General features: G+C 35.6%; 13 protein-coding genes. 7 read left to right on the top strand and 6 right to left on the bottom strand.

Annotated elements, in window-relative coordinates; translation table 11 throughout:
- Positions 1 to 12: 12 nt before the first annotated feature.
- Entirely contained in the window at positions 13 to 375 is a 363-nt protein-coding gene (locus ACZZZI_RS15955; protein WP_316760812.1) for a response regulator transcription factor, read from the top strand.
- Positions 376 to 471: 96 nt separating this feature from the next.
- Positions 472 to 672 carry a hypothetical protein gene (locus ACZZZI_RS15950; protein WP_316760815.1) on the top strand — a complete coding sequence of 67 codons (201 nt, stop codon included), beginning with the start codon at positions 472 to 474 and terminating at the stop codon, positions 670 to 672.
- Here ACZZZI_RS15950 and ACZZZI_RS15945 read toward each other — a convergent pair.
- Positions 659 to 1,036 (bottom strand): hypothetical protein, encoded by a 378-nt coding sequence (locus tag ACZZZI_RS15945; protein WP_463489977.1) that lies wholly within the window; start codon positions 1,034 to 1,036, stop codon positions 659 to 661. The two genes, ACZZZI_RS15950 and ACZZZI_RS15945, sit on opposite strands and share 14 nt — an antisense overlap.
- A 145-nt stretch (positions 1,037 to 1,181) precedes the next feature.
- On the opposite strand from ACZZZI_RS15945, the gene ACZZZI_RS15940 reads away from it, so the two are divergent.
- Positions 1,182 to 1,544 (top strand): ISAon1 family transposase N-terminal region protein, encoded by a 363-nt coding sequence (locus ACZZZI_RS15940; RefSeq protein ID WP_463488484.1) that lies wholly within the window; start codon positions 1,182 to 1,184, stop codon positions 1,542 to 1,544.
- A complete protein-coding gene (locus ACZZZI_RS15935) occupies positions 1,519 to 2,502 on the top strand; it encodes an ISAon1 family transposase (protein WP_463488483.1) in 984 nt (327 codons plus the stop codon). The genes ACZZZI_RS15940 and ACZZZI_RS15935 overlap by 26 nt, the downstream gene beginning before the upstream one ends.
- Positions 2,503 to 2,710: 208 nt before the next feature.
- Here ACZZZI_RS15935 and ACZZZI_RS15930 read toward each other — a convergent pair whose 3' ends face one another.
- Complete coding sequence (locus ACZZZI_RS15930; protein ID WP_463489976.1) at positions 2,711 to 4,243, bottom strand: SulP family inorganic anion transporter; 1,533 nt, start codon at positions 4,241 to 4,243, stop codon at positions 2,711 to 2,713.
- A gap of 69 nt (positions 4,244 to 4,312) precedes the next feature.
- A complete protein-coding gene (locus ACZZZI_RS15925; RefSeq protein WP_316760823.1) occupies positions 4,313 to 5,317 on the bottom strand; it encodes an LLM class flavin-dependent oxidoreductase in 1,005 nt (334 codons plus the stop codon).
- A gap of 135 nt (positions 5,318 to 5,452) precedes the next feature.
- Between ACZZZI_RS15925 and ACZZZI_RS15920 the strand changes: the two genes are divergently transcribed.
- Entirely contained in the window at positions 5,453 to 6,172 is a 720-nt protein-coding gene (locus tag ACZZZI_RS15920) for a DUF481 domain-containing protein (RefSeq protein ID WP_344765997.1), read from the top strand.
- 2 nt (positions 6,173 to 6,174) lie between these two features.
- Here the strand turns inward: ACZZZI_RS15920 and ACZZZI_RS15915 are convergent, their stop codons facing one another.
- Positions 6,175 to 6,849, bottom strand: a complete 675-nt coding sequence (locus ACZZZI_RS15915) for a competence protein CoiA family protein (protein WP_463489975.1) — start codon at positions 6,847 to 6,849, stop codon at positions 6,175 to 6,177.
- Positions 6,842 to 7,156, bottom strand: coding sequence for a hypothetical protein (locus ACZZZI_RS15910; protein ID WP_316760833.1), 315 nt, complete (start codon positions 7,154 to 7,156; stop codon positions 6,842 to 6,844). Before ACZZZI_RS15910 ends, ACZZZI_RS15915 begins: the two co-directional genes overlap by 8 nt.
- A gap of 240 nt (positions 7,157 to 7,396) precedes the next feature.
- Here ACZZZI_RS15910 and bla point away from each other — a divergent pair, with 240 nt between their 5' ends.
- A complete protein-coding gene (gene bla / locus ACZZZI_RS15905; protein ID WP_463489974.1) occupies positions 7,397 to 8,272 on the top strand; it encodes a subclass B3 metallo-beta-lactamase in 876 nt (291 codons plus the stop codon).
- A gap of 84 nt (positions 8,273 to 8,356) precedes the next feature.
- Positions 8,357 to 10,192, top strand: a complete 1,836-nt coding sequence (locus tag ACZZZI_RS15900) for an ABC transporter ATP-binding protein (protein ID WP_316760839.1) — start codon at positions 8,357 to 8,359, stop codon at positions 10,190 to 10,192.
- A 1-nt stretch (position 10,193) separates the two neighbouring features.
- Here ACZZZI_RS15900 and ACZZZI_RS15895 read toward each other — a convergent pair whose 3' ends face one another.
- On the bottom strand, positions 10,194 to 11,117 hold the full coding sequence (locus ACZZZI_RS15895; protein ID WP_463489973.1) for a Nif3-like dinuclear metal center hexameric protein: 924 nt from the start codon (positions 11,115 to 11,117) through the stop codon (positions 10,194 to 10,196).
- Positions 11,118 to 11,128 lie beyond the last annotated feature (11 nt).

The raw sequence follows: 11,128 nt of genomic DNA, 5'->3' as shown, positions 1-11,128 counted from the left end.
AAAACAAGGCTTATGAAAAAGTGCATTTATGTTGTAGAAGATAACCCAAGTATTAGAGAGATAATTGAGTTTTTATTAACTGAAGAGCTTTACGAAGTTAAAAGCTGTCGGGATACCAAAAGTTTTTGGCACCAAATGGAAAATCAAAAGCCAGACATGATTATACTGGATATTATGTTACCCGATGGAAATGGAATAGACATTTGTGCAAAGCTGAAACAAAACGTAAAAACATATGCGATTCCAGTTATGATGATGTCTGCCAATAATAATTTAGCACATGTAAAATCTAAATGCACAGCTGAAGATTTTATCAATAAACCTTTTGATTTAAATGATTTTGCAAAACGTGTAGAAAAGTATGTCCCAAACTAGTCTTTAAAATATATTAACATTAGTGCAAAACTTTTTCAATGTAAATATTGTTCAATTAGTGATTTTTGAAACAACCAAATCATAATTACTCCTCATATGAAATCTATTTTAACAGATACGGAATACAAACAAATTATTCGCCGTATCGCAACGCTTTCTTCTCTATCAGCTAAAGTTACTGATTTTGAGGAGTTAAAAACCTTGAGCGCCTTAGCTATGGATTACGAAACCCGTAGATATGATTTCAGTTTATCTTACAACTCGGCCGCTCAAAATTTCTCAATTAACCAGCATTAGTGCTCGATAATTGTGGGGTAGTCTTTTTAATTTTATTACTGGTTAAAATAACCATTATTAATGCTGTAGATAAAAAAGCACCTTGAATGATGTATGCCCTTCTTTTTTGCTTAATGCCCTTATAAAAATTATAAAATGCAATTGCGCCCATTCCCGCCAATTCTATATTCTTCTTCACTCTTGAAGTAGCATCATTTTTATGACTAAAGCCAGCCCTCATTAAACTATTTACAAGGCTCAAATTTTTTTCAATAGTTTTCTTTGTTTTTGATTTACTGGTATGTAAGCCAATTGCTTTTCCTGCCGTTTGTAAACCTGAAATAATTAATTCGTTTTTAATTTTTGTAGTATCCTTTTTCACCATAATCTTACATTTAATGTATTAATTCAACACTAAAAAAAGAGTTAAAGTTTTGGTTATTTTAAAATAAAAGAAGCGCAGAAAAAGGGATCAAGCAAAAAAGTTGGGGAGTTGAGAAGTTTATTTAATTTTGTTCAACATTATTATTTTGGACAGCTCAATATTATCTTTTATACTACCAGAAGGGTTAACTGAATACTTCGAACTTGATAAGTTCGAACTTTCTGAAGGCTCTTACCATATTTATCTTTTAGAGAAAAACATTCATCCCGAAGAGTATTCAGGAGAGAAGTTGATTTCTAAAGGCTTTTTCGATGAAATCACCGTTCGTGATTTTCCTTTGCGTGGAAAACCTTGTTTTTTGAAGGTGAAGCGGCGCAAGTGGCAAAATCTCAATACAAAAAAGATTGTTTTCAGGGATTGGAACCTGGTTGCCGATGGCACCAAGATGACTACCGAGTTTGCATTTTTTTTTGAAAAGCTATTTGGATTCAAGCCCAATAAGCTGTAAAACGCTAGGTCATTTCTTTGGTGTTGACGGCAAACGTCTTGAGGAACAATATGCTAGCCATCTGAGTGGATTTACCGTTTGGGATCAGCTGCAGCATGCTGAGGACTGGCTTATATTTCCTGAAAATATGGGTGAATATCTTTCCATAGATGAAACCAGCCTGTCGCAGGGAGAGTTGTATACCGTTTTGACCAATAAGGCTGCAAAAGGTAAAAAAGGTGCCCTTGTTGCAATTATTAAAGGAACCGAAAGCGAATCGGTGATCAAAGTCCTATCTCAGATCAAGGTAGGCTTGCGCAGAAAAGTGAAAGAAGTTACTCTTGATCTTGCTCCAACTATGTCTCGTATCGTTAAACGGTGCTTTCCTCAGTCCAAACTGGTCTCTGACCGGTTCCATGTTCAGCAACTGGCTACCGAAGGCGTCCAGGAAATAAGGATAAGACATAGATGGGAGGCGATAGAACAGGAAAATAAGGAAATGGAGCTGGCCAAGACTGTAAAAAAACGATGGGTGCCGGAATTACTTGAAAATGGTGATACAGTAAAACAATTGCTCGCAAGAAGTAGATACTTACTGTTCAAGCGAGAGGTCAACTGGACACCTTCACAATCACATCGGGCAGAACTTTTATTTGGCTTGTATCCTGATCTTGAACAGGCCTATAAACTGAGTCAGGGTTTGTCCACTATACTCAGTACATCCAAGGACAGGATAATTGCTTTTAAAAAGCTGGCCATCTGGTATAATCAAGTAGAATCCGCTGGATTCAAATCGTTTAACACAATTTCAAGAACAATCCAGAACAACTACGAAACGATACTAAACTACTTCGATAACAGATCAACCAATGCCTCCGCAGAATCCTTTAATGCAAAGATAAAGGCTTTTAGAGCACAGTTTCGAGGGGTTAGAAACGTAAAATTCTTTCTATTCAGATTATCTAAAATTTATGCATAGAATTGCTCCCCAACTTTTTTGCTTGATCCAGAAAAAGTATTGTGAAGATCTACAGTTTCATTATCAAAAAAGAAAGCCCTTAATTACATCGCTGCAATAAGGGCTACTTAAAACTTAATCAATTCTTCAATTATGAACTGACTAAATCATTACAACTATATAACAAACAGTATATCAGATGGTTTTATTGTTTAAAAAAAATATATTATCATTTAGATAAGACAACATAATTTGGGTCTTCAATTACATTAACCTCAATAACCGCTTCAGCATTTTTCAACAAAGTCCTGCAATCTGAACTCAATCCTCTTAAATGTAATTTCTTCCCAGCTTCTGCGTAACGTATAGTCAATTTACTCAGGGCATCTATTCCACTCATATCTGCAACTCTGCTTTCTGAGAAATTTATAACCACAAGCTCTGGATCTTGTTCTACAGTAAATTTTTCGTTAAAGGCAGAAACAGAAGCAAAAAATAAAGGCCCAAAAATTTCGTAATGCTTTACACCATTTTCATCAATATATTTTTTCGCTCTGATTCGTTTTGCGCTTTCCCAGGCAAATACCAAAGCAGAGATTATTACACCAACTAAAACTGCTAACGCAAGATTATGTAGAAAAATAGTAATTAATGCAACTAAAACCCCGATAACGATATCCTGTTTCGGCATTTTATTAATAATTTTAAAGCTGATCCATTCGAAGGTACCAACGGCAACCATAATCATAACGCCAGTTAATGCCGCCATCGGAACACGTTCAATTATAGGCGCTCCAAAGAGAATAATTAAAAGAATAGTTAAAGAGGCAATAATTCCCGATAAGCGAGCTCTCGCTCCCGCAGATAGATTTACCAAGGTTTGTGCAATCATAGGGCAACCTCCCATTCCAAAAAAGAAACCATTGGCAATATTTGCTGTTCCCTGCGCTATACATTCCCGATTGCTATTTCCTTTTGTTGCAGTAATTTCATCAACAAGATTAAGTGTTAGTAAACCCTCTGTTAATCCCACTCCTGCCATTATAAGCGCATAAGGGGAAATAATTTTTAAAGTCTCTAGTTCAAAAGGAATTTTAGGAATATGAAATGGCGGAAAACCACCACTTACTGAAGCAATATCTTTAACCGTTTTGGTATCAATATTTAAACCCAAAACAAGTAAGAACACAACCATAATTGCAACTAATGAAGGTGGAATTACTTTAGTTATTTTTGGTAAAAAAGCAACAATTGATATGGTTAGTAAAACCAAACCCACCATTAGATAAAGTGCATTACCCGAAAGCCAAACCAGTTGACCGTTTACTACTGTTTTAAATTGTTCGAGCTGAGCCATGAAAATCACTACAGCCAAGCCGTTAACAAAACCATACATAACGGGTTGAGGAACCAGCCTTATAAATTTCCCTAATTTAAAAAGGCCAACTATTATTTGAATTACACCCGCTAAAACGATGGCCGCAAATACATATTCAATACCATTCGATTTCATTAAGGCAATTAAAACGATTACGGTTGCTCCCGCCCCGCCCGAAATTAGGCCTGGTCTGCCACCAAAAATCGAGGTAATTAAACCCATAATAAATGCAGCATATAAACCTACCAAAGGCGGAAAACCTGCCAGAATAGCAAACGACAAAGACTCTGGCATCATCGTCATTGCCACCGTTAGTCCAGCAAGTATTTCGTTTTTATAGTTAACTTTTTGTTTAAAGTCGAATAAGTTTAGGTACGATTTCATATTTCGCACAAAGGTAGTTTAAAATTTATCTTGAGCTTTCAAATAATTTACCAGTGTGCGTTATTAATCTTAGCTAAATAAACCTGCAAAAATCTTATTCGAATGCAATTTGGCCTTATGGTCGTAGATATGAGAAGTGCTCATAATTTCATTTACGCCATATTTTGCAACAAAAGCCTCTAAATTTTCTTTTATCGTTTCCGAACCGCCAATAAAAGAATAATACAGCATTTGTTCTACCGCTTCTTTCTCGAGCTGATCCCAGTGTGCATTGATATTTTGAACAGGTGGTTTTAGCATTTCTCTTCTTCCAGTTATTACGCCTAAAAACATCCTTTTTACTGAGCTAGACAATACTTCTGCTTCATCATCGGTATCTGCGGCAACAACATTTACACAAGCCATAACATAAGGCTCTTTTAAAAATTTAGAAGGCTTAAAGTTGTTTCGGTAAATTGTAATGGCCTGCTCAAAATAAGCAGGAGCAAAGTGACTGGCAAAAGCATAGGGCAAACCTTTTTCTGCAGCAAGTCTGGCGCTATCGGTACTAGAACCTAAAATCCAGATTGGAATATCCAATCCCTCTCCAGGAATGGCACGTACTTTTGCACCATAATTATCTGCCGAAAATAATTGATGCAACTGATCTACATCCCTTGGAAAATTATGTGCCGCGTTAAAATTCTCACCTCTAATAGCCATAGCTGTAACCTGATCAGTTCCAGGCGCTCTACCTAAACCTAAATCGATACGATTAGGATAAAGCGAGGCTAAAGTTCCAAATTGTTCGGCAACAATTAGCGGTGCATGATTGGGCAGCATTATTCCACCAGAACCTACACGAATTTTCTTTGTGCCACCAGCTATAAAACCAATAAGTATTGCAGTTGCAGAACTGGCAACACCAGCCATATTATGATGCTCTGCAAACCAATAACGAGTATAACCTAATTCTTCAGATTGTTGAGCAATTTCTAAACTCGTTTTGAAAGTATCGGCAGCAGTATAGCCATCTAAAACGGTTGCAAGGTCGAGAACGGAGTATGGTATATTTTTAAGCGAATTGTTATTCATATCTTCAGGATTTTTAATCTGACGAACAAAAATATCTTTTATAAAACCAACTAAGGTTTATCTTTCTACAAATGACCTTCAGAAAACACTTCAGAATCGTTCAAACATCTCAGGAGTTAAATCTGTTAAAAACGTATGAAAATATTTTTACTATCGATGTTTTTTTCCATTTCGGGCTTAATCGCTAAAGCTCAGTTTAGCGATTCTACGAACTACCACATTAATGCAAGTTCTACAGGCTCAATAAATAAAACCAATAATGAAACTGCTTATTTACTAAATAACAACATCAACCTTGGGATAAAAAAGAAAAGTATCGTATTAAATAGCAGTACAACTTGGCTGTATGGGAAACAAAATAAAGCCTTAAGTAATAATGATTTCTCGACTACCATGAATTTCAATTTGTATAAAACCTTCCCTCATTTTTATTATTGGGGGCTCGTAAATTACAACACCAGTTATTCTTTAAAAATTAAAAATCAACTTTTAGCTGGAGGAGGAATAGCCTACAATTTTGTAGATAAAACCAATACTTATATTAATGTAAGTAACGGTGTTCTTTTTGATCAAAGTAGCTTAGTTGAACTTGAAGATTACAACACGATAAGAAATTCGCTCAGACTGCAATTTCATTTTTTAATCAAAAACATTGTAAGCTTAGATGGCAGTCATTTCTTACAAAATTCTTATTCAAGAAAAGGTGATTACATTATCCGTTCTTCTACAACTGTAGGTTTGAAAATTAGAAAATGGATTAGCCTAACAACTGCTTTAAATTACAACAAACTAAATATTACACAACGTGAAAACCTTAATTTAACCTATGGTTTAAGTATTGATAAATATTTTTAGCACTACCCAAAACACAAATATTCTTCAATAAATTGTTTTCGGCTAATCATTTCCAAATATGGATAATCGCCAGACAACTGTTTTCTAATTCGCATTCTGTAAAGAAAATGGCCACCCAAATCGACAATAATTGGTGCTTTAGCAGCAAACCAAACAGTATGGGGCTGTTTCCAGCAAAAGTGATAAAAGTTTGAGGTAATCTGTAAATCCTTGATTTCAGGATGATAAAAGTTTAAAACCTTAGGTGTGATTAGCGGATTTAAAACATCAGCCTTGCGAATCATTGACAAATGATCGGTATTGCAAAATTCGTAGTCTACAAGTTTAGGATGATCTGGATGAGGAAGGTTTTTTAACAAACGGAAACCTTTGAACTTTTTTCCATTCAATATCCAAACTAACTTCGGATAAAACGCCTCCCTACTCTGCATTTCAACTAAAGTTATTGGCGAGTTTTGAAACTCGATTGCGGTACCGCATGGGGTAAATACATCTGCACGATGTAATTCGCCAGTTATTTCACAACAAAAGCTTTTTTCACGAAAACTTTCGGGAAAGGCTTTTTTCCAATTTCGGTGCCACGGACTTTCTTTATAATATTTTTCGGGTAGCCAAAGTGGCGCTAAGTTTAAAGCGGGTTCTTTAAGGTTATCAATATTTTGTATTTCACTATTCATTCCCTTTAAAAACGTTCACCACATTAGTTTTCCATTTTATATAGCCAAGGTTACCACAAGTGTATGCAACAAAGTTTTCTACCTCTTCTGGCACATCGTTAACCACCCTAAATCTGATCGTATATTTTGGATTGTAGCTTATATAAACCACCAAATCATCTTTACGTTGACCAACAGACAACATAGATTGTAAATGAATATCCTGTAATTCTGCAGCAGCCTGTTTCAAACGTTCATTCATTATTCTAGCTAATGAAACATCAGGAACAAAATCAGTTTCTGTAATTGCTAATACGGTAACTGTCATAAAATATCTTCAAATTAATTCTTAATCAACAACACAAATGATATCAATTCTTGTTGAAACTACGGCAAAACTATACTAATATTTTTAGTAAACAAATATTAACGAAAGAATTTTACACGCTTATGGATAAGCCACTGTTAGTAAGCAAAATAAAATTTAAAGAGTAAAATAAGTCTGCCTACAGGTTTACCTTTTATTAGTTATCGCCTTAATATATTATCTTAGCCCTAATTAGTTTTTATGAGAAATATACAAAAAACAGCCTTAATATTGATTGGTTTATCTCTTTTAAATTTCCAATTATTTGCTCAAAAAGTAATCGAACCTAAGGATACACCTGCAGAATGGTCGAAACCTTACAAGCCTTTTCGCATTGCGGGCAACCTTTATTACGTTGGCACTTACGATTTAGCTTGTTACCTAATAACAACCGACAAAGGCAATATATTAATTAATACAGGCTTAGCCAACTCCTACGCTATAATTATCAATAACATAAAGCAATTGGGCTTTAAGGTTAGCGATATTAAAATCTTACTAACTACTCAGGCCCATTACGATCATTTAGGGGCAATGGCCGATTTCCAACAGCTAACTCATGCCAGCGTAATGATGGATAAGGAGGATGTAACTGTTGCTATAGATGGTGGAAGTTCTGATTATGCATTGGGCGGAAAAGAACCTAGCTACAAACCAGTTAAAACAAATAGACTATTAAGTGATGGTGATCTAATTTCTTTAGGAAACATGAAGCTTAATATGCTTCATCACCCTGGACATACGAAAGGTTCTTGCAGTTATATATTTGAAGTAAAAGATAAGAACAAAGCTTATAAAGTATTAATAGCCAATATGCCAAGTATTGTAACTGATAAAAAATTCTCAGAAATACCTGCCTACCCTAAAATTGAAGAAGACTACAGAAGTACCCTTCAAAAAATGAAGAGTTTATCATTTGATATTTGGCTTTCTTCACATGCCAGTCAGTTCGATCTTCACAAAAAACACCAGGAAAACGCAGCTTACAATCCTGAGGCATTTGTAGATAGAAAAGGATATGATGAAGCATTGAATAAACTCTCGGCAGATTTTTCGAAGAAGATTAAACAAAAATAGCTTCACTCTTATTACATGATTTTACATAGCGCTGTTAGTCAAAATCAGGAATAACTTTAGATTTGCTTGATCCTATAAACATTAATGGCAAAAGGCAGAAATACAATTCCAATAGAAAACATATCATTCAGAGATCGTTTATCGTCGCTGAAGAATTTACCCAATTTTTTTAAACTGGTTTGGCAAAGCAGCCCCAGTAAAACTTCCATCAGCTTTGCTTTAAGAATTCTTCGATCTGCAATGCCTGTTGCCTTGCTATATGTCGGCAAGTTAATTATAGATCAGGTTGTAGCCTTAAACAGCAATGCTGCTGGCGGAGATATTCAAAAGCTGTGGGAATTAGTTGCTTTGGAATTCGCTTTAGCTATACTAACAGATGGATTGAACCGAATGATAAACCTAACGGACAGCCTGTTAGGCGATTTGTTTTCTAACTACACTTCCATGCGTATTATGAAACATGCCGCAACTTTGGATTTAGATCAGTTTGAGGATTCTGTATTTTACGATAAATTAGAACGAGCCAGACAACAAACCATTGGAAGAACGGTCTTACTTTCGCAGGTGATGAGCCAGGTGCAGGATTTTATATCAATGGCATTTCTTTTAACTGCACTAATCGCTTTTAATCCTTGGTTAATATTACTCTTGCTTCTTGCTATAATTCCTTCTTTTCTAGGCGAATCCTATTTCAACAGTAAAAATTATGCGCTTTCGAGAAGCCAAACTCCAGAGAGACGGGAATTGGATTACGTTAGGTATTTAGGTGCCAGTGATGAAACAGCTAAAGAGGTTAAGATATTTGGCCTAGCCGATTTTATAATTGGAAGGTTTAAAACCTTATCAGATAAGTTTTATGCTGATAATAGCAAATTGGCTGTTCGTCGTTCGGCCTGGGGAACTTTCTTTTCTGTGCTCGGCACAATGGGTTATTACGCCGCTTATGGTTTTATTATTTACAATACTGTTCAGGGTAAAACTACCGTTGGAAGTTTAACTTTCCTTGCAGGTTCATTTCGCCAGCTTAGCGGTTTAATGGAAACCATGTTGGCAAGATTTACCATGGTATCGCAAGGTGCCATTTATCTGAATGATTTTATCGAATTTTTCGAGATTAAACCAAAAATCACCAAACCAGAAAATGCTTTACCTTTTCCAAATCCTATAAAAACTGGCTTTATTTTCGAAAATGTAGGTTTTCAATATCATAATACAGAAAGATGGGCAAACAGAAACCTGAGCTTCGAACTAAAACCAGGAGAAAAACTAGCGTTGGTAGGCGAAAATGGTGCTGGCAAAACAACTTTGGTAAAGCTTTTGGCTCGTTTATACGATCCTACCGAGGGTCGGATTTTATTAGATGGAAAGGATTTAAAAACTTATGATTTAGATGATTTAAGGCACAACCTCGGTATTATTTTTCAAGATTACATTCGTTATCAAATGACCTTTCACCAAAATATAGCCGTAGGAAACATAAAAGAAATAGATAACGAAGCATTGGTTAAAAAGGCAGCTGAAGAAAGTCTTGCCGATCAATTAGCGTTGAAACTTCCAGGTGCTTATCAACAATGGTTAGGTAGAAAGTTTAACGATGGCGTAGAACTTTCGGGTGGAGAATGGCAAAAAGTTGCACTTGCAAGAGCCTACATGAAAGATGCACAGGTTTTAATACTCGATGAACCAACCGCAGCTTTAGATGCCCGTGCGGAATATGAAGTGTTTCAACGCTTTGCAGAATTAACAAAAGGAAAATCGGCGGTATTAATTTCCCACAGATTTTCTACTGCTCGCCTTGCCGATCGGATTTTAGTTTTAGATAAGGGAACACTTCTAGAATCTGGCACTCATGCAGAATTACTTAAAGCAGATGGAAGATACGCAGAACTATTTAAACTTCAGGCCGCTGGCTATCAGTAAGTTACATCATCGAAAGTGAAGCACCAGTTTTAATAAAATTTGCTTTAACGGATGGGAACTTATTTTTAAGCCAATTGAGCATATATGTAGCTCCATCTTCTTCGCTTGCAACATGCCCAAGCACAATTAAACAAATATTTTCGCCTTTTGCTCTTGCATCCCGAACATATTCTGCGGTTTCCCATTCAGAAATTTCGCCAGTAACTAAAACATCGGGTTTATTTTTAATTATGGCCTCAATTTGTCTTTGTCCGCCCGCAGCACCTGGCATAAGTAAAATTTTGCTGCAAGAGGCCTTTAAATCTCCAATATAACGAAGCGAAGGAATTTCCAGTTTCGTCTTTAAATCATAAATAAGTTCCTTTAAACTTAATGCAGATGTAAAGTTGTACATATTCTGATCAGGATTACCATATTTACCCCAGCTTAAGCGTTCAACCAAACCTTTTCTAACACCATCTGGATGAACACTATGAATGTAATCATGATTTCGCCAAACAGCAATATTATGTTTTTTTAGTAATTCCGATTTATATTTAAAAACCTCATCATTTTCAAGCCATTTTGTTGCATCCTGATGATTATAAAAAGTTGGCTCGTGGGCTATTATAAAGTTTGCACCTAAAGCAATTGTTTTGCGAATAACTTCGATTGTAGCAAACATACAAGTAACCACACCAGTAACTACAATATCTGCATTGCCCGATTTTAATGTATCAACCGTGTTCGGAATTGCACCATTCGGAACCTCACTTATAAACGAATTCATGATCTCTCCTACGGTTATTTGACGAGATTCTTCTACAAATAGAGATGCTATGGAAGAGAATGGAGAAGAAACCAGCACTGCAGAACCAGTTGCAATAGTTAAATTACTTAGAAATTTTCTTCTCTGAACATTGGATACATTTTCTCCGTTTTTCATAAATCAGTTTA

The organism is Pedobacter sp. AC190 (assembly GCF_979258025.1).
This window is presented reverse-complemented; position numbering and strand designations above follow the sequence as displayed.